The 21856-nt window shown below is 68.2% G+C and carries 22 protein-coding genes and 2 pseudogenes; 9 read left to right on the top strand and 15 right to left on the bottom strand.

The features are described from left to right. Nucleotide 1: 1 nt before the first annotated feature. Nucleotides 2–1210 carry a glycogen synthase gene (glgA, locus tag VJ976_RS11210; RefSeq protein ID WP_324100304.1) on the bottom strand — a complete coding sequence of 403 codons (1209 nt, stop codon included), beginning with the start codon at nucleotides 1208–1210 and terminating at the stop codon, nucleotides 2–4. Between the two features lie 84 nt (nucleotides 1211–1294). On the opposite strand from glgA, the gene glgC reads away from it, so the two are divergent. Then, the gene (gene glgC / locus VJ976_RS11205) at nucleotides 1295–2578 is read left to right on the top strand and encodes a glucose-1-phosphate adenylyltransferase (protein WP_324100314.1); all 1284 of its coding nucleotides are present in this window, start codon (nucleotides 1295–1297) and stop codon (nucleotides 2576–2578) included. Between the two features lie 72 nt (nucleotides 2579–2650). Here the strand turns inward: glgC and fabI are convergent, their stop codons facing one another. Further along, nucleotides 2651–3406, bottom strand: coding sequence for an enoyl-ACP reductase FabI (fabI, locus tag VJ976_RS11200; protein ID WP_324100303.1), 756 nt, complete (start codon nucleotides 3404–3406; stop codon nucleotides 2651–2653). A 29-nt stretch (nucleotides 3407–3435) separates the two neighbouring features. Then, nucleotides 3436–4191 (bottom strand): 3-oxoacyl-ACP reductase FabG, encoded by a 756-nt coding sequence (fabG, locus tag VJ976_RS11195; RefSeq protein ID WP_324100302.1) that lies wholly within the window; start codon nucleotides 4189–4191, stop codon nucleotides 3436–3438. Between the two features lie 28 nt (nucleotides 4192–4219). On the opposite strand from fabG, the gene VJ976_RS11190 reads away from it, so the two are divergent. Genes VJ976_RS11190 through VJ976_RS11180 form a run of 3 tightly spaced genes read left to right on the top strand, consistent with a single transcriptional unit; the run spans nucleotide 4220 to nucleotide 5569 of the window. Further along, nucleotides 4220–4522, top strand: a complete 303-nt coding sequence (locus VJ976_RS11190; protein ID WP_324100301.1) for a DUF3099 domain-containing protein — start codon at nucleotides 4220–4222, stop codon at nucleotides 4520–4522. Then, a complete protein-coding gene (locus VJ976_RS11185; protein ID WP_324100300.1) occupies nucleotides 4519–4743 on the top strand; it encodes a hypothetical protein in 225 nt (74 codons plus the stop codon). Before VJ976_RS11190 ends, VJ976_RS11185 begins: the two co-directional genes overlap by 4 nt. A 40-nt stretch (nucleotides 4744–4783) precedes the next feature. After that, nucleotides 4784–5569 (top strand): SURF1 family protein, encoded by a 786-nt coding sequence (locus VJ976_RS11180; protein WP_324100299.1) that lies wholly within the window; start codon nucleotides 4784–4786, stop codon nucleotides 5567–5569. Here the strand turns inward: VJ976_RS11180 and VJ976_RS11175 are convergent. After that, the gene (locus VJ976_RS11175; protein ID WP_324100298.1) at nucleotides 5566–7476 is read right to left on the bottom strand and encodes an ABC transporter ATP-binding protein; all 1911 of its coding nucleotides are present in this window, start codon (nucleotides 7474–7476) and stop codon (nucleotides 5566–5568) included. The genes VJ976_RS11180 and VJ976_RS11175 overlap by 4 nt on opposite strands. A 535-nt stretch (nucleotides 7477–8011) precedes the next feature. Between VJ976_RS11175 and VJ976_RS11170 the strand changes: the two genes are divergently transcribed. After that, nucleotides 8012–9385, top strand: a complete 1374-nt coding sequence (locus VJ976_RS11170) for a DUF4832 domain-containing protein (protein WP_324100297.1) — start codon at nucleotides 8012–8014, stop codon at nucleotides 9383–9385. Nucleotides 9386–9549: 164 nt separating this feature from the next. Here the strand turns inward: VJ976_RS11170 and VJ976_RS11165 are convergent. Next, nucleotides 9550–9708: pseudogene (locus tag VJ976_RS11165) on the bottom strand (recombinase family protein); the annotation flags it as partial. 166 nt (nucleotides 9709–9874) lie between these two features. Here VJ976_RS11165 and VJ976_RS11160 point away from each other — a divergent pair. Beyond that, nucleotides 9875–10108 carry a ribbon-helix-helix domain-containing protein gene (locus tag VJ976_RS11160; RefSeq protein WP_324100313.1) on the top strand — a complete coding sequence of 78 codons (234 nt, stop codon included), beginning with the start codon at nucleotides 9875–9877 and terminating at the stop codon, nucleotides 10106–10108. Nucleotides 10109–10438: 330 nt separating this feature from the next. Here the strand turns inward: VJ976_RS11160 and VJ976_RS11155 are convergent, their stop codons facing one another. The 3 genes and pseudogenes from VJ976_RS11155 to VJ976_RS11150 all read right to left on the bottom strand — a co-directional run bounded on the left by VJ976_RS11155 (nucleotide 10439) and on the right by VJ976_RS11150 (nucleotide 13604). Continuing rightward, nucleotides 10439–11929 carry an aromatic amino acid ammonia-lyase gene (locus tag VJ976_RS11155; protein ID WP_324100296.1) on the bottom strand — a complete coding sequence of 497 codons (1491 nt, stop codon included), beginning with the start codon at nucleotides 11927–11929 and terminating at the stop codon, nucleotides 10439–10441. A gap of 62 nt (nucleotides 11930–11991) precedes the next feature. Beyond that, a pseudogene (locus tag VJ976_RS12645) lies at nucleotides 11992–12087 on the bottom strand (recombinase family protein); the annotation flags it as partial. Between the two features lie 332 nt (nucleotides 12088–12419). Continuing rightward, nucleotides 12420–13604 (bottom strand): amidohydrolase family protein, encoded by a 1185-nt coding sequence (locus tag VJ976_RS11150; protein ID WP_324100295.1) that lies wholly within the window; start codon nucleotides 13602–13604, stop codon nucleotides 12420–12422. 203 nt (nucleotides 13605–13807) lie between these two features. Between VJ976_RS11150 and VJ976_RS11145 the strand changes: the two genes are divergently transcribed. Continuing rightward, entirely contained in the window at nucleotides 13808–14317 is a 510-nt protein-coding gene (locus VJ976_RS11145) for a cupin domain-containing protein (protein ID WP_324100294.1), read from the top strand. 7 nt (nucleotides 14318–14324) lie between these two features. Here the strand turns inward: VJ976_RS11145 and VJ976_RS11140 are convergent, their stop codons facing one another. Continuing rightward, nucleotides 14325–15923, bottom strand: coding sequence for an ABC-F family ATP-binding cassette domain-containing protein (locus VJ976_RS11140; RefSeq protein ID WP_324100293.1), 1599 nt, complete (start codon nucleotides 15921–15923; stop codon nucleotides 14325–14327). A 110-nt stretch (nucleotides 15924–16033) separates the two neighbouring features. Here VJ976_RS11140 and ypfJ point away from each other — a divergent pair, with 110 nt between their 5' ends. Both ypfJ and VJ976_RS11130 read left to right on the top strand, forming a co-directional pair. Further along, nucleotides 16034–16954 carry a KPN_02809 family neutral zinc metallopeptidase gene (gene ypfJ, locus VJ976_RS11135; RefSeq protein WP_324100292.1) on the top strand — a complete coding sequence of 307 codons (921 nt, stop codon included), beginning with the start codon at nucleotides 16034–16036 and terminating at the stop codon, nucleotides 16952–16954. Beyond that, complete coding sequence (locus VJ976_RS11130; RefSeq protein WP_324100291.1) at nucleotides 16951–17946, top strand: NAD(P)/FAD-dependent oxidoreductase; 996 nt, start codon at nucleotides 16951–16953, stop codon at nucleotides 17944–17946. Before ypfJ ends, VJ976_RS11130 begins: the two co-directional genes overlap by 4 nt. Before the next feature lie 15 nt (nucleotides 17947–17961). On the opposite strand, the gene VJ976_RS11125 is transcribed toward VJ976_RS11130, so the two are convergent. From VJ976_RS11125 to VJ976_RS11100, 6 genes are all read right to left on the bottom strand, one after another. Continuing rightward, nucleotides 17962–18288 carry a metal-sulfur cluster assembly factor gene (locus tag VJ976_RS11125; RefSeq protein ID WP_324100290.1) on the bottom strand — a complete coding sequence of 109 codons (327 nt, stop codon included), beginning with the start codon at nucleotides 18286–18288 and terminating at the stop codon, nucleotides 17962–17964. A gap of 29 nt (nucleotides 18289–18317) precedes the next feature. Further along, complete coding sequence (sufU, locus tag VJ976_RS11120; protein ID WP_324100289.1) at nucleotides 18318–18785, bottom strand: Fe-S cluster assembly sulfur transfer protein SufU; 468 nt, start codon at nucleotides 18783–18785, stop codon at nucleotides 18318–18320. Nucleotides 18786–18788: 3 nt separating this feature from the next. Then, nucleotides 18789–20036, bottom strand: coding sequence for an aminotransferase class V-fold PLP-dependent enzyme (locus tag VJ976_RS11115; RefSeq protein ID WP_414693629.1), 1248 nt, complete (start codon nucleotides 20034–20036; stop codon nucleotides 18789–18791). A gap of 56 nt (nucleotides 20037–20092) precedes the next feature. Next, nucleotides 20093–20851, bottom strand: coding sequence for a Fe-S cluster assembly ATPase SufC (gene sufC, locus VJ976_RS11110; RefSeq protein WP_324100288.1), 759 nt, complete (start codon nucleotides 20849–20851; stop codon nucleotides 20093–20095). A 34-nt stretch (nucleotides 20852–20885) separates the two neighbouring features. Then, complete coding sequence (locus VJ976_RS11105) at nucleotides 20886–21209, bottom strand: non-heme iron oxygenase ferredoxin subunit (RefSeq protein ID WP_324100287.1); 324 nt, start codon at nucleotides 21207–21209, stop codon at nucleotides 20886–20888. Continuing rightward, a partial coding sequence (locus VJ976_RS11100) for a SufD family Fe-S cluster assembly protein (RefSeq protein ID WP_324100286.1) occupies nucleotides 21206–21856 on the bottom strand: 651 nt, incomplete at its 5' end. The genes VJ976_RS11105 and VJ976_RS11100, both read right to left, overlap by 4 nt.

The raw sequence follows: 21856 nt of genomic DNA, 5'->3' as shown, positions 1-21856 counted from the left end.
GCTACCCCAGCAATGAGGCGTAGAGCCGAGCCGTCCGCTCGGCGATGGTGTCCCAGGAGAACTGGTCGATGGCTCGCCGCCGCCCCGCCTCGCCCATGGACAACGTGCGGTCGCGGTCGCTGAGCGCGTCGTTGAGAGCGGCGGCGAAGTCGGAGACGTACTGGTCCTCGTCGACCGGGGTGCCCGTCCCGTCGTCCTTCTGCTCGATCGGCACCAGCCAACCGGTCTCCCCGTGGACGACGACCTCGGGGATCCCACCGGTCTCGGTCGCCACCACGGCGGCGCCGCACGCCATCGCCTCGAGGTTCACGATGCCCAGGGGCTCGTACACCGACGGGCACATGAAGACCCAGGCGTGGGACAGCACGGCGACGACCTTCTCGCGCGGCAGCATCTCGCCGATCCAGATGGTGGCGCCGGAGCGCTCACCGCGCAGCTCGTCGACCAGCGCCTCGACCTCCTTGCCGATCTCCTCGGTGTCCGGCTGCCCCGCGAGCAGGACGATCTGGGTCTCCTCGGGGATGTGGCGTAGCGCCTTCAACAGCAGCGGCAGCCCCTTCTGCCGGGTGATCCGGCCGAGGAAGACCACGCTGGGCACGTCGGGGTCGATGTCGTAGTCGGCCAGCACCTTCTTGGCGGCGTCGCTGTGGTCCGGCTGCCACAGCTCGGCGTCGATGCCGTTGTGGATCACCTTGACCTTGTCCGGGTCGAGGTCGGGATAGCTCTTCAGGACGTCACGGCGCATTCCCTCCGAGACGGCGATGACCGCAGTGGCGTGCTCGTAGGCGGTGCGCTCCACGTAGCAGGACAGGCGGTAGCCACCGCCGAGCTGTTCGGCCTTCCAGGGACGCATCGGCTCCAGCGAGTGGGCGGAGACCAGATGCGGCATCCCTCCGATGAGGGACGCGAGGTGGCCGGCGTAGTTGGCGTACCAGGTGTGGCTGTGCACGAGGTCGGGCTCTGCGGCGATGACGTCGGCCGCGATGGTCAGGTCGACCCCGAGGGTGCGTAGTGCCGAGTTGGCGTCCGCCAGCTGCTCCAGCGGTGTGTAGCCGTACGTCCCCTCCTCCTCGCGAGGCTCGTCGAAGGCCCGCACGGTGACGTCGAGGTCGGACCGAGCGCGCAGGGCACGAGTCAGCTCCTCGACGTGGACACCGGCGCCCCCGTAGACGTTGGGTGGGTACTCACGGCTCAGGATCTCTAGGCGCACGCCTCCACGCTATCGGCTTCCACGATCACGGGACCACCCCTGGAAGACACCCGCCACCTCCCCTAGGTTTGTCCCATGGCGACGATGTCGAAACACAGGCCCAGGGTTCTCGCGATCGTGTTGGCCGGAGGTGAAGGCAAGCGCCTCATGCCGCTCACCGCGGACCGTGCCAAGCCAGCCGTCCCGTTCGGGGGGATCTACCGCCTGATCGACTTCGCCCTGTCCAACATCGTCAACTCCGGGTATCTGCGGATCGTCGTGCTGACGCAGTACAAGTCCCACAGCCTGGACGCTCACATCACGAAGACGTGGCGCATGTCGACCCTGCTCGGCAACTACGTCGCCCCGGTTCCGGCGCAGCAGCGGCTCGGCAAGCACTGGTTCGCCGGCAGCGCCGACGCCATTAACCAGAGCCTCAACCTGATCCACGACGAGAAGCCGGACATCGTGGTGGTCGTGGGCGCCGACCACGTCTACCGGATGGACTTCGCCCAGATGGTCGAGCAGCACATCGAGACCGGCGCCGGGGTCACTGTGGCCGCGATCCGGCAACCACGCTCGCAGGCGGACCAGTTCGGCGTCATCGACGTGCAGCCGGACGACCAGCGGCGTATCCGTGAGTTCCTGGAGAAGCCGTCCGACCCGCCCGGGCTGCCCGACTCCCCCGAGGAGATCCTCGCCTCGATGGGCAACTACGTCTTCGACGCCGACGTGCTCGAGCAGGCGGTCAAGCAGGACGCCGAGGACGAGAGCTCCGAACACGACATGGGTGGTGACATCGTCCCCGCCTTCGTCCGGGAAGGACGCGGCTACGTCTACGACTTCAAGAACAACGATGTGCCCGGCTCGACCGACCGGGACCGCGGCTACTGGCGTGACGTCGGCACCATCGACTCCTACTACGACGCGCACATGGAGGCCATCTCGGTGCACCCGGTCTTCAACATGTACAACGAGCAGTGGCCGATCCTGACCAACTACGGGTGTGCCCCGCCCGCCAAGTTCGTCCATGGCTCGCAGGACCGGGTGGGCTCCGCGGTCGACTCGGCCATCGCCCCGGGAGTGGTCATCAGCGGGGCCACCGTCTCGGGGTCGGTGCTCTCCCCGCGGGTGAAGGTGCACAGCTTCAGCACGGTCACCGGCTCGGTGCTGCTGGACAACGTTGTGGTCAACCGGCACTGCACCATCAAGAACGCGATCATCGACAAGAACGTCGAGATCCCGCAGGGCACCTCCATCGGCGTCGACCTGGACGCGGACCGCGCCCGCGGGTTCACGGTCACCGAGTCCGGCCTGGTGGTGATCGGCAAGGGCACAGTGCTGGACCCGGGCTCCGCGGCCGTGGACCCCCAGAAGTCCACCAGCTGACCGACCGCGCTCTCTCGGTGTGAGCAGTGGCGCCGGCGGCCGTTCCGGCCGCCGGCGCCAAGCTGTCGTGCGCTAGAAGCCCATGGCGTGGAAGCCGCCGTCGACGTGCACGATCTCCCCGCTGGTGGCCGGGAACCAGTCGGAGAGCAGGGCCACACACGCCATCGCCGGTGGGCGGGGGTCGCGTACATCCCAGCCCAGCGGGGCGTGCTCACCCCACTTCGCGAACTGTTCGAACTCGGGGATCGAGTTGGCGGCCGTGGTCGCCACCGGCCCCGCAGCGACCAGATTGCTGCGGATGCCGCGGGGGCCGAGGTCGCGGGCCAAGTACCGGTTCGTGGACTCGAAGGCCGACTTGGCCACGCCCATCCAGTCGTAGACCGGCCAGGCGTAGCTCGCGTCGAAGGTGAGCCCGACGACCGAGCCGCCGGAGCTCATCCGCGGCAGGGCCGCCCTGGTGAGCGACTTCAACGAGAACGCCGACACATGCATGGCGGTGGCCACGTCGTCCCAGTCGGCATCCATGAAGTGGAACGCCCCTTGCGGCGCGAAACCGATCGAGTGCAGCACGCCGTCCAGATGGTCGACGTGCTCGCCCAGCCTGTCCGACAAGGTGTCGAGGTGCTCGCCGTTGGAGACGTCGAGCTCCAGCACCGGCGCCGCTCGGGGCAGGCGGCGAGCGATCGACTCCGTGATCCGGAAGGTGCGGCCGAACGAGGTCAGCACGACCTCGGCTCCTTGGTCCTGGGCCAGCCTGGCGACGTGGAAGGCGATCGAGGAGTCTCTGAGGACGCCGGTGATCAGGAGTTTCTTGCCCTGCAGCAGCATTGGTTGCCCTTCGGTCTCTTCTGGGGGTGTCAGTGTCCCATTCCCATGCCGCCGTCGACGGGAATCACCGCGCCGGAGATGTAGCCTGCGGCGTCGCTGGCCAGGAAGGCCACCGCTTCGGCGACCTCCTCCGGTTGGGCGAAGCGTCCGGCGGGGATCGCCGAGAGGTAGGTGTCGCGGCGTTCCTGGGGTAGGGCGGCGGTCATCTCGGTGTCGATGAAGCCGGGAGCCACCACGTTGGCGGTGATGCCGCGGCCTCCCAGCTCCCGGGTGATGGACCGGGCCAGGCCGACCAGGCCCGCCTTGCTGGCTGCGTAGTTGCCCTGCCCCGGGGCCCCGTACAGCCCGACGATCGAGGAGATGAAGATCATCCGGCCCCGGCGAGCACGGATCATCCCCGTCGCGGCGCGACGCGCGCACCGGAAGGCCCCGGTCAGATTGGTGTCGAGGACGGAGGTGAAGTCCTCCTCGCTCATCCGCATCAGCAGGGTGTCCTTGGTGATTCCCGCGTTGGCCACCAGGACCTCGACCTTGCGCCCCAACATCTCCTCGGCTGCGGTGAAGGCGCTGTCGACGCTGTCGGGGTCGTCGACGTGGCACTGCACGGCGCGCAGGCCCTCCGGTGGCGTCGCGCTGCGGTGGGTGATGACGACGTCGTGCCCTCCGGCGGCGAAGCGGCGGGCGATGGCCAGGCCGATGCCGCGGTTACCGCCGGTGACCAGGACGGCGCGGGGCGGGCTCGTGGTCGGGGAGGGCGTGGAACCAGGGGTGGGTGCCTCAGTCACGGGCCTACCGTAGCCGTATCATGAAGTGATGCGTAGCGAACCATCCCGTCAGGCCGTCACCTCGGCCGGGCCCTCACGTCTGGAGGACCGTCGCGCGCGGATGCGGGCCTACCTCGTGGCCATGTCCGTGCGGATCGTGTCCTTCCCGCTGGCCGTGTGGGCCCTGATGAGCGGCCAGATCGTGATCGGCTCGGTGCTGGCCGCCGCGGCCATCCTGCTGCCTTCGTTCGCGGTCATGCTCGCGAACAACGTCGACCAGCGGCACAGCTCGAACGGTCCGGTCTCGCCGGTGCGGATGCTCCCGCCCTCCCCTCGGTACGACGATCTGTGACTGCGGCCGGTCCTCCGGTCGTCTGCAGCGCCAGAGCCTGTCGGGCCCACGCAACCTCGGCGGTCGTCTGGCGCAACCCCCGCCTGCACACCGAGGGCCGGCGGAAGGTCTGGACGGCCTGCCCCGAACACCGTGACTCGCTGCGCGACTTCGTGGACCTGCGGGGCTTTCTCATCGAGGTGATCCCGGTGGAGCACCTCGACCCGACACGCGACGGCTGACGTGCTGGCGACGCTGCGCAGCCGCCGCTGGGCCGGGGCGATGAGCCTAGCCATCCTCTTCGCGGTCGTCGCCGTGCTGCTCGGCAACTGGCAGCTCTCGCGCCACCAGGACAAGGCGGAGCGACGTGACGTCGCTGAGGCCAACTACGGCGCGTCGCCCGTGCCGGTGGGCGAGGTGCTGGCCTCGCCGCAGGACGCGTTGGAGGCCGACCAGGAGTGGACCGCCGTGCGGGCTACCGGCCGGTACCTGCAGCAGGACCAGCTGCTGGTGCGAAACCGGCCGTACCGCGGGGTCTACGGCTACGAGGTGCTGGTGCCGCTGGCGCTGGAGCCGTCGGCCTCGGGCGGGGGCCTCGACGCCCAGGACATGCCCACGCTCATCGTCGACCGCGGGTGGGTGCCCAACGCCGAGAACGCCGCCACCCTGCCGGACGTGCCGGAGCCCCCTACGGGCGAGGTGGAGGTGACCGGATGGCTGCGCTCGCCGGAGCAGGACCTGGAACGCGACCTGCCCTCAGGGCAGCTGGCCTCGATCAACCTGGGCCTCATCGAGGGGGCCATCGGCCAGGAGGCCCTGAGGGGGTACCTGCTGCTGGAATCCGAGACGCCGCCGCCGGCGCAGCAGCGGCCCGCGGCAGCCGAGCCGCCCGACCTCGGGGTCGGTGCACATTTCGCCTACGCGTTGCAGTGGTGGCTCACCGCGCCGGTGGGGATCGTGCTCGTCCTGGTCATGGCCCGGCGCGAGCACCGCGAGGCCACTGGCGCCGCGGCCAGCGTGCCGGCGCGACCGCGCAAACGTAGGGTCTGGGACGAGGAAGACGTCTAGACCCGCGTGACGTCCCGGTCGTCCTCCGCGGGGTCACCCAGCTCGGTGGCGAACTGCGTCTCGTACAGCATGCGGTACATCCCTCCGCGCGCCAGCAGCTGCTCGTGGGTGCCTCGCTGGACGATGCGCCCGCCGGACAGTACCAGGATGACGTCTGCGTCCCGCACGGTGGAGAGCCGGTGGGCGATCACCACCGAGGTCCGCCCCTGCAGCGCCTCGTCCAGGGCACGTTGCACCGCCACCTCGGACTCGCTGTCCAGGTGCGCGGTGGCCTCGTCGAGCACGACCACGCTGGGTGACTTCAGCAGCAGCCGGGCGATGGCCAGCCGCTGCTTCTCCCCGCCGGAGAGGCGGTGCCCACGGTCGCCGACCACGGTGTCGATGCCGTCCGGGAGCGAGCGGACGAGGTCGGCGACCCGGGCCGCCTCCAGGGCCCGCATCATGTCGTCGGCGGTAGCGTCCGGGCTGGCGTAGGCCAGGTTCGCCCGAATGGTGTCGTTGAACATGTGTGCCTCTTGAGTCACGACCCCGACCGTGTCGCGTACCGAGTCCGTGGTGGCCTGCGTCAGGTCGACGCCCCCTATGCTGATGCTGCCGGACGTGGGGTCGTACAACCGCGAGATCAAGCCCGTGAGCGTCGACTTGCCGGCACCGCTCGGGCCGACGAGGGCCACCATCTGTCCCGGTTCGATCTCTGCGTTCAGCCCGCGCAGGACGGGGCTGCCGTCGCTGGACTCAGCCTCCGGCCGCAGCTCCAGTGAGGCGATGGACACCTCGTCCGCCTGGGGGTAGGCGAAGACGAGGTCCGAGAGGGTGATGCCGACGGGGCCGGTGGGGATGGCCCGGGCGTCCGGCGCCTCGGTGACCAGCGGTTCCAGGTCGAGCACCTCGAAGATGCGCTCGAAGGAGACCAGGGCGGTCATGACGTCCACCCGGGCGTTGGACAGCGCGGTCAGCGGGCCGTACAGCGAGCCGAGCAGGGCGGCCATCGTCACCAGCGTGCCGACGGTCAGCGACCCGGAGATCGCGAGCAGGCCTCCCAACCCGTAGACCAGGGCGGTGGCCAGGGCCGCGACCAGCCCCAGCCCCGCGGCGAAGATGACGCGGTTGACCGAGATGGCCACGCCCGCGTCGCGCACCCCCCGCGCGCGCTGTTCGTACTCGCTCACCTCCACGCCGGGGCGCCCGAAGAGACGGACGAGCAGGGCGCCGGCCACGTTGAACCGCTCGGTCATGCGCGTGGCCAGCTCGGAGTTGAGGTTCATCTGGGTGCGGGTCAAAGCCGACAGGCGCCGCCCCATGAAAGAAGCGGGCACGAGGAAAATGGGCAGCAGCAGCACCGCCAGCAGGGTGATCTGCCAGGACAGGCTGACCAGGGTGATCGACACGATGACCAAGGTGACCACGTTGCTCACCACCCCGGACAGGATGGAGGTGAACGCCTGCTGCGCGCCGATGACGTCGGTGTTGAGCCGGTTGACCAGGGCACCGGTCTGCGCGCGGGTGAAGAACGCGATGGGTTGGCGCAGCACGTGGGTGAACACCTGGGTGCGCAGGTTGAGGATCAGGCCCTCGCCGATGCGCGAGGAGTACCACCGGGTGATGACGGTGAGCACCGCCGCCACCACGGCGAGCAGCGCGACCAGGGAGCCCAGCCAGATGACCACCGACCGGTCCCCCGGGGTCACGCCGTCGTCGATGATGCGCCCGAGCAGCACCGGCGTGGCGACGACCAGCGACGCGCTGATAATGGTGAGGACGAGGAAGATCGTGATCTCGCGGCGGAACTGCCGGCCGTAGCTCCAGACCCGACGGGCTGTGCCCTCACGCAGCGACTGGCGAGCGACGTTGCGGTCCTTGCTGAACATGCGGAAGGCAGGCCCGTTGTAGCCCGCGTGCACCGTCATCTGCGCCTACCACCTCTCGCTCGGCCGATCAACGCTGCGACGACGAGGAGGTATTCCGGGTGCGCCGAGCCAGACCTAGATACGTCCACGTGTTTGCACGCTCGATGGGACTGCCTTGCCGGTTGCGATCGGGACCCGGGTTGCGCATCGTCCCGGAGAGGAGGCGAGCTACCTGCACCAAAGGCCCCGGGGCGGTGGCCGAGTCCGGCACCTGGTCGCGCAAGGTAAGCCGGTTGGCCAGGTCACAAGGAACTTGGCGAGGTTCAAGTAGCACGGCCCGTGTTGACTTGGTCGGTGTGGCCATCAGCGCGACCAATACAAACTCGGAAGAAGCAAAGCCACATCCAGATACCAGTCATAACCTTTATCGAGCGCACCTACCACCGCCGCCGACCCCAAGCCCGTCTCGACCGATGACCCCCATCGAGTACGAAGCCACCATGACCTAATCGGCCAACCAGGCCGCTTACTCCAAGTTCATCAGCTCGTCCTTTTGGCTTGCCGAGGACTTCGGCCTCGGGCTATGTTGCAGTGCATGGTCGTCGACACCGCATACGTGCCGGACATCGATCCGGCGCTCAAGAATCCCGAGCGTGGCATGTACTACGACTACATACCGGGCGAAGACCATCATCACACCATCGTTGCGCAATGGCTGTGGTTGGATTCGGTGTGCGGGCAAGACCTGGCCTGGAACGGGTACAACGCTGCCGGGACGAGTCCCTTGCTCAACGAATATGCAGCAAAGCTGGAGAACTGCCGAGCAAAGGGCGCGAAGATCATTTTCCGCCCGCGCTATGACAGAGAGGCGGACGGAGACCCTCCGATTGGATGTACTGTCGACGGCGTCAGGGTGTTTCACGCCGACAGCAAGAATCGGCAATTTAACCACATAGACGCGATTGCGGCCATGCTAGGTGAATACCGAGACGTTATCGCTTTTATCCAGGCCGGCTACCTGGGGCGTTGGGGAGAGTGGAACACGGCAGGCGACAATCCCAATCAAGCACCACTACTGTATAACTTCGCGGATCGCATTGACATCATCAATTATATACTCTCCGCCTACGCTTCGAACGGCGTCATGCAGGACGTCGAACTGCGTCGACCAGTCTTCGCGAAGGAAGTGATAGATCAGAACCCTCAAGCGAATGTAGGCCTTCACAACGACTGCTTCATGACCACTGACAGTGACATGGGCACCTACTCCGATTTTCCCGGGAGCCCAGCAAATTTCGGGAACAGCGCAGCCGCAAAGCTCTGGGCGCAATCGTTCAGTGCCAACAAGAGTTTCGGCGGCGAAACATGTCCGGTGGACGCAACTGATCCCTTCTCTGGCCCCGAAAGATGGCGTAGTTGTAGCCACATTCTGACCGAGCCTCCGCAGTTTCACATGAGCTACCTGAATGCTCAGTGGGCTAAAGGCGCCGTATGCGAATGGGCCCTGGGCCAATGCTATGATGAGATTCGCCGAAAATTGGGGTACCGCTTTGAGGTCACTCGTGTTGAGTACACGCGCAAAACGTACGGTAAGCAGAAGTTCTCGGTCGAGATTGACATCACGAACAGCGGCTGGTCACGACTCCACAAGCCACGGGAAGCCAAACTTGTGTTACGAAACGGGTCTGGGGCTCATGTTTACGACCTGCTGAATGGTTCCACTCATAGTTGGGAGCCAGGCACTACGACCAAGGTCTCCCTCACCGCGGCAACCCCTCCGAAGGGAAAGTACTCGCTTCGGCTCTGGATTCCCGACCCCGACGCCCCGACACTGCCCCCCTACGCGGTGAAGTTGGCAACGCTGCGCGATGGCGTGAACGTCTTCGAGTCGAACACCGGCGAGAACAACCTCGGCGTTGCTCTCACTGTCAGAAAGTGGTGGCCATGGTGGCCATGGCAAGGGCAATGAACAGGAGCCGCGCGATGGCGTCGGTGGGGTCGCAGATCGATCCGCCGAGGCTGATCTCCCTCGTGCTCAGCTCGTCGGCGACTGCCCTCGTATTCGGCAGGGAGGGCAAGGCGCTCCACCTTGGTGACCATGAGCGTGTCGCCGCCAGGGCACGCGGCGATAGCTTCACGCAGCCCGGGTCGTCCTCCCTTGGTGCCGGTCAGTCCGTGGTCTACGTAGATGCGTTCGGTCTCAACTCCGAGACCCAGCAACGTGTCACGTTGGGCGGTGGAGCCTTGCTGATCGGTGGAGGAGCGGGCGCACCCGACAAGTAAGGCGCTCATGGCGCACCTCCCAAAAGTGTTGGCGGGCCCAGTTCTCGCGCGTGGTGGGCTTGGGCATCGAGCGAAGCTCGACCCCCAAGCAAGGGGTCCTGGCTTGTCGGCATGCACGCGCCTGGACGTTGGCGATTGCTTCCGCCCGAGACATTTTCGTAGTACGAGTTTCCATATTGTGAGCGAGGAACAGATCCGCCATTTGGCTCACGAAGCCGGAGCCGGCTACGACGTCGAGGAGATGAAACGCCGCGGACGCGGTCGCCCCGGACGCGGCGCCGAGCCCATGCAGGTCGTGGCCGTACGCCTCACCGCAGAGGAGCTTGCTGCGGTCGACGAGATCGCCGAGCGCGAGCAGATCTCACGATCCGAAGCGATCCGCAGAGCCCTGCCCGGCTTTGCGGCGTGAAGGTCCACGACAGCGCACCCAAGCACGGGGTACTCCTCGAAGACGCCGTCTAAGCAGCGGAGTGGCCGCTATGGATCGAACCGCTCGACGATGCGGAAGACTGGCCGCGCCGTGACTGCGGCTCGGCTTCGACACCCAGGCCCGCCTCGAGACTGTTGTCCTCACTTTCGCGAGCGGCGACGCGCTGGTCATCCACGCGATGCCAGCCCGCAAGCAGTACTGGGACCTCTTGCCCTGAGCCCCGGGCTCACCTGACGCTAAGCGGATCCTCATGTGTGTGGGGCACCGCCCTGTGCGAAGAACCTCGGCGCCGGTCACGGCGAGCTGCAGTCAGCCGAAGGAGTCGCGCAGGTGGCCAAGGACTGCCTCGTAGGCGTCCGCTGAAGCACGGCCGGCCAGCGCGTCGTTGATCCCCGCGACCGCTTCATGGGCCGCGGTTCCCAGCCGAGGTGCCGGCTTCGTGATGGAAAGGACGTCGCGGGCCAGCAGAAGTTCGACCACGACGACGCGCTCCAGCAGTCCCAGAGCGCGCTCGGTCGTCCGAACCGCCAGCGGAGCCGCCGTCGCATGGTCCTCGGTCCCGTTGCTCTCCAGGGCCGGTACGTCGAGGGTCGCCGGTGTGGCGAGCTGCCGCAGTTCAGCACACACCTCCGCGGCCGGGTATCGGAGCGCCATGCCGACGAACTCCGGTGGGCCGTGGTCAGCGGACGGCGGTCCCCCGTCCCCGGCAAGGCGCTCGAAGAACGCGTCCCACAGATGGCTCATTCGCCGCTCGCTGAGCTTCCCGACATGGGCGACGGCCGGACGGACCGCGTCGAAACTGAGCGCCATCACCATCGGATGAAAGTTGCCGTTGTGGACGATCGACTGATCGGCGATCGACACCAGCGGATTGTCACTCATGGCGTTCACCTCGATCTCGATCGCGTCCCGCGTCGAGGCGACCGCGTCCCGGTAGGCGCCGTGCACCTGTGGCACCACGCGGAAGGAGATGGGGTCCTGGACCGACCGAGCGCCGCCCGGCTCGAGCAGCGCGCTGCCGTGGAGCGCATCGGTCACGCTGCGGCACACCTCGTGCTGTCCCGGGTACGGTTTCGCGGTAGCGACGACAGGCAGCATCGCTTCCGGGTTCCCACCGATGGCTTCCAGCGACACCACCGCTGCCAGATCGGCGAGCCGGCCGAGCCGGATCGCCTGATGGATCACGTGGGCACCGTGACCGATCGACATCGCGTTGGACGACATCAATGCCAGTCCGTCCTTGGCGGCCAGCACCAGCGGCTCGATGCCGGCACGTCGCAGCGCCTCGGCTCCGCCGAGCACCTCGCCAGCGTGCTCGGCCCGACCCTGCCCGATCGCGACCAGTCCGATCGCTGCCAGTTGCCCCAGGTCACCGGACCCGACAGAGCCGGTGGACGGGACGACAGGATGTACGCCCGCATTGAGCATCGCCACCAGCACCTCGGCGACGGCTGGGCTAACCCCTGAGCCACCGCGCGACAGCCCGTTGAGCCGAACCATCATCGCGGCGCGGACGTGCTCAACGCCTGCCGGCGGCCCGAACCCGCCAGCGTGCGTCATCAGCAGCATCGTCTGGTTCTGCCGGATCTGTTCCTCGTTGAGCCGTACGTCCTTCTGGTGCCCGACCCCTGTGTTCAGGCCATACACCGCCCGGCCGCTGGCCAGCGCGGTATCGATCACCGTCCGGCTGGCCGAGATGCGGTTCCGTGCCGACTGCTCCAGCACGACCCTCGCACCGCCCGCTACAGCACGTATCTGGCCTATCGTCAGCCGTCCGTCTCCGATCGCCACTTCGTCCATTCCGACCTCCTCGCCGCGCTTCCATACAACCAGCCCGGCCGTGGTTCGTCTCCCGGCCGGCGCTCGTCGGCGATGGCCCGCGGCTCCGGTAGGCACCGAACCAGACGGTCGAGCTTGGTCACCACCAGCGGGCCTCCAGCCCTACAGGCGGCCAGTGCCGGCGGCGCCGGAAGGTGGTACGAACTGAGCAGCGACCTGCTGCCCAATTGGGCTGAGGCGCCGGACCTGGAAGACCTGAGTCGTCGAGAGTTGCTGCCCGGCCTTCGGTCGCATCGTCCCCTGCATGGAGGGTTGGTGATCGGGGCGAGGCCGTTTCCGCAATGCTCGGTCACGGTGAGCGTTCCGCTGGGCCATTGTCGCGCGGGACACCACTGAACGAGAATGCTTGGCTACCTCGCTGTCCCACCCTCGAACGTCGGTGAGACGGATGGGTCATGCCCTACGGTCCTGCCGAACCTGACATCCTGGACTACCTACCAGCCGCACTCTGTCAGGGACTTGTCTTCCATACGCGCCACAGTGCGGCGGGGTCATGCAGGGGGTTGCCGTGTACGAGGAAGAAGTCTGCCGGCCCCCCGGGGCGGAGGACGCCGGCGTCCGGCTCGTTGAGAAGTCGTCCGCCGTCGCGGGTCGCCGCGGCGAGGGCCCGCCAGGGTTCAAGCCCGCAGTCGACCAGGGCCTGCACCTCCCAAGCCATCTGATTGGCTCGCAACGACCCACCGCCAAAGTCGGTGCCTGCCGCGAGCTGCACCCCGGCCCGTGCGGCCAGTTGTGTGCTCTCGCGAGCACGCTCGCGCCGTGTTTCCAACGCGGCCCGGCCACTGGGTTCGGTGAACCTGGGCAGGGTCGTGGTCGTCGCGAAGGAGTCAAGCGACTCCAGCACCGCCAGAGTGGATACCAACCACACCCCGTTGGCCCGCATCAGTCTCGCGGTGTCTTCGTCGAGGTCCCAGGCGTGCTCCAAGGAGTCCACCGCTGCCTCCGCAGCGACGCGGGCGCCGGGCAGGGCAGTGGAGTGAGCGGCAACTCGCGCGCCACGCTCGCGCACAGCCCGCACCACCTTCCCGATTTCGTCTGCGGTGAATGGCGGGGTTTCGCGATCGGGTCCGTCCAAATAGAGCTTCACCCAGTCCGCGCCCGCGTCCAGCTGCCCGAGCGCGGCTGTCAACAGAGCGTCTGCGTCGTCGACCTCGACACCTAGACCCGCCGGCAGACCTCCTCGCCGCACAGCCCAGGTACCCGCAGCCCGGACGTAGGGGTATCCACGATGCCCTGCCCAACGATCACGGATCACCAAGCCAAGTGGCCGCTCGTCCCCGCTGTCCGGGTCGGTCCTGGTGGGTGACCCCATATCCCGAGTCCAGAACACTCCCGCGCGACGAAGCAGGTGCGCGTTGTCTTCCGCTGCGGCGAGCAGAGCGTCGGTGCTGTCGAAGCAGCGCTCGATCCACCGCGCACCGCCGGGAAGGGTGAGGTGACTGTGGCAGTCCACCATCCCTGGAACGACGACCGTTCCCGAGGCGTCAATCACCTCGACATCTGCGACCTCCGGCTCCTCGCCCACCGGACCCATCCACTCGATGAGTCCACACCGCACCAGGACGCTGATCCCGAGCGTCAAGTCTGGACTGCTGCCGTCGGCGAGAGCCGCCTCTCGAAAGAGCCGTCCAGTCATGGAGGCATTATCTGGCTGCAGGTCGGCGGAAGCACCGGGTGCCCAACGAGCTGCTCTCCGTATCTTCGTCGTAGCAGTAGCGCGCCATACGGGTGTGGTCTACGGCCCGGCTCGTTTCAGCAGTCCGCGGCGGAAGCGGATCTGTTCGGGTGGGCGGTAGGCACCTGCAGGATTCCCGACGGGGTACCGGTCACAATCCTGGCATGGACACCACGAGACCCGACCCGCCAGCGCACGCGGTCATCGCACCTGGTTCGGGAACCCACTACCACTTCCTCAACCACCTGTCGACGGTGAAGGTCGCCGCCGAGGGCCGGCGTTCCATGAGCGTCATGCACTTCGAGGGCACCCGCGGTATGAGTGCACCCCTGCACCGGCACGAGTACGAAGACGAGCTGTTCGTCGTGCTCGCCGGCGAACTCGCCTTCACCCTCGGCGAGGAGCAGCTGGCCGGCCCGACGGGATCGGTCGCCTACCTGCCGCACTCCGTGCCGCACACCTTCCAGGTCGTCTCCGACAGCGCCACCGTCATCACGGTGTGCGCCTCACGCAGCCAAACGCCGCGCTTCGACGAGATGATCGCCGCACTCGGCAGCCCGCTGGATGAGCCGGTGCTGCCCGCCGACGTGGCTATCGACCCCGCCGAGGTCAAGGAGGTGTGCGCGGCTTACGGCATCACCGTCCTCGGCCCTCCCCCGCCGCCACTGCCCTGATGCACGCCTACGCGAGCGCGACCAGATCCTGGTAGTCGCGCCCGTAGAGGTCCTCCACCCCGTCGGGCAGCAGCAGCACGCGTTCGGGCTCCAGCGCGTCCACGGCCCCCTCGTCGTGGGAGACCAGCACCACTGCGCCACGGTAGGAGCGCAGCGCGGCAAGGACCTCCTCCCGGGAGGCTGGGTCCAGGTTGTTCGTCGGCTCGTCCAGCAGCAGCACGTTGGCGGCCGAGACGACCAGCATGGCCAGGGCCAACCGGGTCTTCTCTCCACCGGACAGCACCCCGGCCGGCTTGTCCACGTCATCTCCGGTGAACAGGAAGGAGCCCAGCACCTTGCGGGTCTCCGTCTCGTCCAGGTCCGGCGCGGCGGTCTTCATGTTCGCCAGCACCGACCGGCCCACGTCCAGGGTCTCGTGCTCCTGCGCGTAGTACCCGAGCTTCAGGCCGTGACCCGGCCGCACCTGCCCGGTGTCCGGGTGGTCCAGGCCGGCCAGCAAGCGCAGCAAGGTCGTCTTCCCCGCCCCGTTCAGGCCGAGTACGACCACCTTGCTGCCGCGGTCGATCGCGAGGTCGACATCGGTGAAGATCTCCAGCGAGCCGTAGGAGCGTGACAGACCCTCGGCGGTCAGGGGCGTCCTGCCGCAGGCGGCGGGCGTCGGAAAGCGCAGCTTGGCCACCTTGTCGACGGCTCGCTCGCTCTCCAGCCCCGACAGCATCCGCTCGGCCCGCCGGATCATCCCCTGGGCCGCAGTGGCCTTGGTGGCCTTGGCCCGCATCTTGTCGGCCTGCGCGAGCAAGGTCTGCGCCTTCTTCTCGGTGTTGGCCCGCTCGCGGTGCCGCCGCCGCTCGTCGTTCTCACGCTGCTGCAGGTAGCGACGCCAGTCCATGTTGTAGACGTCCAGCTCGGCCCGGCCGGCGTCCAGGTGGAACACACGGTTGACCACGGTCTCGACCAGCTCGATGTCGTGCGAGATCACCAGGAGCCCGCCGGAGTAGGTCTTGAGGTAGTCCCGCAGCCAGACGATCGAGTCGGCGTCGAGGTGGTTGGTCGGCTCGTCCAGCAGCAGTGTGCTGGCACCGGAGAACAGGATGCGCGCCAGCTCGATCCGACGCCGCTGACCGCCGGACAGCGTGCCCAAGGACTGGGAGAGCACCCGGTCGGGCAGCCCCAGGCTGCTGGCGATCGAGGCTGCCTCGGACTCGGCGGCATACCCGCCGCGTGAGGTGAACTCACCCTCCAGCCGCCCGTACCGGGCCATCGCCTTGTCCAGGTGGTCCGGGTCGGCGGTGGCCATGGCCTCTTCCGCCTGACGCATGTTGCGTAGGACCGAGTCCAGCCCACGTGCGGACAGGATGCGGTCCCGACCCCGTTCCGTCAGGTCTGCGCTGCGCGGGTCCTGGGGCAGGTAGCCGATCTCCCCGCTGCGGCTCACCGAGCCGGCGGCCGGCTCTGCCTGACCGGCCAGCACCTTGGTGAGCGTGGTCTTGCCGGCTCCGTTGCGACCGACCAGGCCCACACGGTCGCCGGGGGCTACTCGGAAGCTCAGATCGTCCAGCAACAAAGCGGAGCCAGCACGGATCTGGACGCCGGAGGCCACGATCACAGCTCGGTCTCCTCGGTGCGTTCGTACGTGGGGCCCGCGTCCGCGGCTCTTGCCAGTCTACGCCGGAGTAAGGTGACCTGCGCCCACCCGCGCCCCGCCCCGGAGCATCGATGACCTTCCGCGAGAACGCCGACCTGAGGACCGGTCAGGTGCGGCGTGGTGGCGGACGCCGCCGAGCAGGTGGCAGTCTGGCGGCCGGCGGCGGCGCCGGCGGGGTGCTGTTACTCGTCCTCTACCTGGTCTTCGGCGGTGGCATCGACGACGACGGGGACGGGGGCGTGGCTACGGGCTCGGCCTGGGACTACGACGCCGGGTACGTGGGCGAGCAGGGCGGCGGTGGTACTTCTTCGGGTGCGCAGTTCCCGCAGTGCCGCACCGGGCAGGACGCCAACGAGCGCCTGGACTGCCGTATGGTCGGCACCGTGATCAGCGTCCAGGACTACTGGGCCTCCGCATACCGGGACTACCGGCCAGCGGAGACAGTGCTCTTCGACGGCAGCGTGAACACGGCGTGCGGAGCCGCGGACAGCAGCGTCGGTCCGTTCTACTGCCCGGTGGACTCCAGTATCTACCTGGACGTGAGCTTCTTCCGCCAGCTGGAGCGGATGGGCGCTGACGGCGGCTCCCTGTCCCAGATGTACGTGGTCGCGCACGAGTACGGGCACCACATCCAGAACCTCACCGGCACCCTCGCTGCCGGGCAGCGGGACCAGACCGGCCCGGACTCGGGGGCGGTGCGTGTCGAGCTGCAGGCCGACTGCTACGCCGGCGTCTGGGTGGCTCATGCCTCCCAGACCACCGACGACAGCGGGCGACCCTTGTTGGAGCCGATCACCGCCGAGCAGGTGGAGTCCGCACTGTCTGCTGCCGAGGCGGTCGGTGACGACCGGATTCAGCAGCAGGCCCAGGGACGGGTCGACCCGGACGTGTGGACCCATGGCTCGGCGGAGCAACGCCAGCACTGGTTCACCACCGGGTACGACTCGGGGGACCCGCGTTCCTGCGACACCTTCGACAGGCGCAGCCCATGACGGGCTCGGACGCGGCGCCTGTGGTGATCGTCGGGGCCGGGCTCGCCGGCCTGTCGTGCGCGCGCCACCTGCAGCAGGCAGGGGTCGATCCGGTGGTCGTGGACCGCGGACGCCGGGTCGGGGGCCGGATGGCAGTCAGCTCGGTGCATGGCCGGGCGGTCGACACCGGCGCCTCCTACTTCACCGTCGGCGAGGAGCCCTTCGCCACCGTGGTCGGCGAGTGGGAGCGCCGTGGCCTGGCGCGCCCGTGGACCGACACCTTCGACGTCGTGCGTGGCACCAGGTTCGAGGACCCGACCACAGGGGGGATGCGATGGGCGGCGCCGGGGGGGCTGCGCACGCTGGTCGAGGATCTGGCCTCGCGGGTGCACGTGCGCCACAGCACGGTGGACCGGGTCCAGCGCTCGGGTGAGGGGACCTGGTCGGTGGGTGACGTGACCGCACGGGCCGTCGTCCTGGCCATGCCGGACCCGCAGGCACGACGCCTGCTGGGCGAGGATCTCGAGGCCGAGCGCCACCGGCTCGACGTCGGCTACGACCCTGTGCTCGCTCTGTGCGCCGGGTGGACCGACCACGCCTGGCGCGATGCCGGGGCCGGCGATGTCTTCGAGGGTGCCTTCGTCAATGACCACGAGAGCCTGTCCTGGATTGCCGACGACGGCCGGCGACGAGGCGATGACGCGCCGGTGCTCGTGGCCCACTCCACGCCCTCTTTGGCCTCGGCCCACCTGGCGGAACCGCAGACCGCCGAACCGGTGATGCTCGAGGCGCTGCGGGCGATCTTGGATATCCGCAGCGCACCGTCGTGGACCCGGGTCAAACGCTGGAGCTACGCCAAGCCCTCTGGTCGCCGGGAGGTCGACCACTGGCTCTCGGGCGATGGCCTGGGCTTCTGCGGCGACTCCTGGTCCAGCAAGCCCCGGGTCGAGGCGGCCTACAGCTCGGGCGTCGCGATGGCCAGCAGCCTGCTCGCCGCCGGTCTGCTGAGCTGAGGAACAGCGACCGGGTCAGACGTTGAAGCCCAACGCCCTCAGCTGGTCGCGCCCGTCGGGAGTGATCTTGTCCGGGCCCCACGGCGGCATCCAGACCCAGTTGATCCGGAAGCTGGAGACCAAGCCTTCGAGCGCCTGCCCCGTCTGTTCCTCGATGACGTCGGTCAATGGGCAGGCGGCGCTCGTCAACGTCATGTCGACGACGGCGTGGGCCTGCGCGTCGACGGTCACTCCGTAGATCAGGCCGAGGTCGACGACGTTGATCCCGAGCTCGGGGTCCACCACATCGCGGAGGGCCTCTTCGACGTCCGCCACGTTGGGCGGGCTGATGGTCTCACTCATCGTTCTCCCTTTCGCATCTTCGGGTGTCTCTACGATCTCACGGCGGCGATGTCGACCCCTGCCTGTGCCAACGCGTCGAGGTAGGCAGACCATCCCAGCAGGGCGCACTTGACCCGAGCCGGGTAGCGCGCGACACCGGCGAGCGCGACCGCGTCGCCGATCTCATGGGCGTCGCCGGCGTCCTGGCCACGAGAGGTCAGCATGGCGTGAACGTGTCCGTAGGTGGCCAGCGTGTCCGCCACCTCGCGTCCGAGGCACTCCTGGGCCAGCATGGACGTCGACGCCACCGAGATGCTGCACCCGAGGGCGTCGTAGGAGATGTCCCTGACCACGTCTCCTCCGGCGTGTCCACCGGCGCTGTCCAGATGCACGCGCAAGGTGATCTCGTCACCACAGGTGGGGTTGACGTGGTGCACCTCAGCGTCGCCGCCGTCGCGCAGGCCGGAGTGCAGCGGGCGTTTTGAGTGCTCGAGGATGAGCTCGCCGTAGAGGTCCACGTCCTACACCGCCAGGCCGAAGACGGCGGGCACCGTGTCGAGAGCGGCGACGAAGGCATCGACCTCTTCGGTCGTGGTGTAGACGCCGAAGCTGACGCGGGTGCTGGCAGTGACGCCGAGACGGCGGTGCAGCGGCCAGGCACAGTGGTGCCCGGTGCGCACCGCGACGCCTTGGTCGTCCAGCACCTGGCCGACATCGTGGGGGTGGACTCCGTCGACCGTGAAGGCGACGGCGCCGACCCGCGGCTCGGGTTCGGCAGGGCCGAGCACCCGCACCCAGCCGCGTGAGGCCAGCGTGCCCAGTGCGTGCCTCATGAGCACCTGGTCGTGCGCCGCCACCCGATCCATGCCCACCGCGGTCAGGTAGTCGCAGGCCGCCGCCAGACCGACCGCCTGAGCGGCTACCGGGACGCCCGCCTCGAAGCGCTGTGGCGGAGGCGCATAGGTCGAGCCCTCCATCCGCACCACCTCGATCATCGACCCGCCGGTGAGGAAGGGGGGCATGGCCGCCAGCAGCTCGGGACGCCCGTACAGCACCCCGATGCCCGAGGGACCCAGCACCTTGTGCCCGGTGAAGGCCAGGAAGTCCACCCCACCGCCGGCCAGCTGCTGCACATCGACCGGCAGATGCGGCACGGACTGACAGGCGTCGACGACGACGAGTGCACCGTGACTGCGTGCCGCCTGGACGTAGGGCGTCAGGTCGTGATGAGTGGCGAGGACGTTGGACACCTGGGTCACGGCCAGCACGCGCGTGCGGTGCCCGATCGCGGTCTCCGGTGGCACCAGCTGACCGTCGTCCGTGATGTCCAGCCACCGCAGCGTGGCGCCGGTGCGCCGGGCGAGCTCCTGCCACGGCACCAGGTTGGCGTGGTGCTCCATGACGGTGACGACGATCTCGTCCCCCGGCCCCAGCCGAAGCCGGCTGGCCGCCTCCGGATCCGCCCCGTCGAGTGCCCCGTCCGCCCCGGCGTTGCTCAAGGCGTAGGCGACCAGGTTGATCGCCTCGGTACCGTTCTTGGTGAACACGACGGACTCGCTGTCGGCGCCGATGAACGCCGCCACCGTGGCCCGGGCCGCCTCGAAGGCCTCGGTCGCCTCCTCGGCGAGCTGGTGGGCGCCCCGGTGCACGGCCGCATTGTGCGTGGCGTAGAAGTCGCGCTCGGCGTCCAGCACCACAGTCGGCTTCTGCGAGGTGGCGCCACTGTCCAGATAGACCAGGGGCCTGCCACCACGCACCGTGCGTGACAAGATCGGGAAGTCGGCCCGGATGCGGGCCAGCTCCCGTGGCGTCAGGGCGTCGTCGCTCAGGCCGACACCTCGGAGTACCGGTCGTAGCCCTCGTTCTCGAGGCGGTCGGCCAGCTCCGGCCCTCCGGACTCGGCGACCTTGCCGTTGATGAAGACATGCACCCGGTCGGGCTTGATGTAGCGCAGGATCCGGGTGTAGTGGGTGATCAGCATGACCCCGATGTCGGAGCTCGACTTGATCCGGTTGACGCCTTCGGAGACGACCTTGAGGGCGTCGACGTCCAGCCCGGAGTCGGTCTCGTCGAGGATGCCGATCTGCGGGCGCAGCAGCTCCATCTGCAGGATCTCGTGCCGCTTCTTCTCACCCCCGGAGAAGCCTTCGTTGACGTTGCGCTCGGCGAAGGTGGAGTCCATCCGCAACGCGGTCATGGCCTCCTTGACGTCCTTGACCCAGTGCCGGAGCTTGGGGGCTTCGCCGTCGATGGCGGTCTTCGCTGTACGCAGGAAGTTCGAGACGGTGACGCCGGGCACCTCGACCGGGTACTGCATCGCCAGGAACAGGCCGGCCTGGGCGCGCTCGTCCACCCCCATGGCCAGGACGTCCTCACCGTCGAGGGTGACCGAGCCCGAGGTCACGGTGTACTTGGGGTGACCGGCGATGGAGTAGGCCAGGGTCGACTTGCCCGAGCCGTTCGGGCCCATGATGGCGTGCGTCTCCCCGGAGGACACGCTGAGGTCGACACCGCGCAGGATCTCTTTCTCTCCGGCTTCGGTCTCGACCGTGACGTGCAGGTCGCGAATGTCCAGTGTGGTCATGGTGGTGATGCTCCTTGTGGTGGCGGGAATGTCGTCAGGCGGTGGCGGCGTCGTCGGCGAGCTCGACGTAGACGTCGTCGCCGTCGATCAGCACCTCGTGCACCGCGATGGGTGTGATGGCGGGCAGGCCGGTCGGTCGGCCGGTCACCAGGTCGAAGCGCGACCCGTGCAGCCAGCACTCGATGGTCCTGCCCTCGACCTCGCCTTCGGACAGGGAGACCTGGGCGTGGCTGCACGTGTCGTCGACGGCGTGGACCTCGCCGCCGGAGTCGCGGGCTATGGCCACGCGGTGCCCGTCCAGCTCGGCACAGACGGCGCCCACCTCGGGCAGGTCGGCCAACGCGCACACCCGGATCATGCGGAGGCCTCGCCCACGCTCGGACCCATGTCGAGGGCCAGCTCTTCCTCGATCGCCTCCATCAGGGCGTCCACGATCTCGGGGACGCCGATCTTGGCGACGATGTCCGCGAAGAAGCCGCGCACGACGAGACGACGTGCCTCGTCCTCGCTGACCCCGCGGGACATCAGGTAGAAGAGCTGTTCGTCGTCGAAGCGGCCGGTCGAGCTCGCGTGGCCGGCGCCGGCGATGTCGCCGGTCTCGATCTCCAGGTTCGGCACCGAGTCGGCACGGGCGCCGTCGGTCAGGACCAGGTTGCGGTTCAGCTCGTAGGTGTCGATGCCCTCCGCTTCGGCACGGATCAGCACGTCGCCCACCCACACGGTGTGTGCACTCTCACCTTGCAGCGCACCCTTGTAGGTCACCAGCGAGTTGCCCTGGGGCATGTTGTGGTCGATGAACGAGCGGTGTTCCAGGTGTTGGCCGGAGTCGGCGAAGTACACCCCGAGCAGCGTCGCGTCACCGCCGGCTCCGGCGTAGCGCACGTTGCTGTTCATCCGCACGATCGCTCCGCCGAGGCTGACCGCGATGTGCTTGTACGTCGCATCCCGGCCGACCAGGGCGTCATGTTGGGCGAGGTGCATCGAGTCGTCGGTCCACTGCTGCAC

Source organism: Ornithinimicrobium sp. (genome assembly GCF_035267225.1).
Classification (GTDB): Bacteria; Actinomycetota; Actinomycetes; order Actinomycetales; family Dermatophilaceae; genus Ornithinicoccus.
Note: the sequence above shows the minus strand (reverse complement) of the source record. Positions and strands in the feature narration are given on the sequence as shown.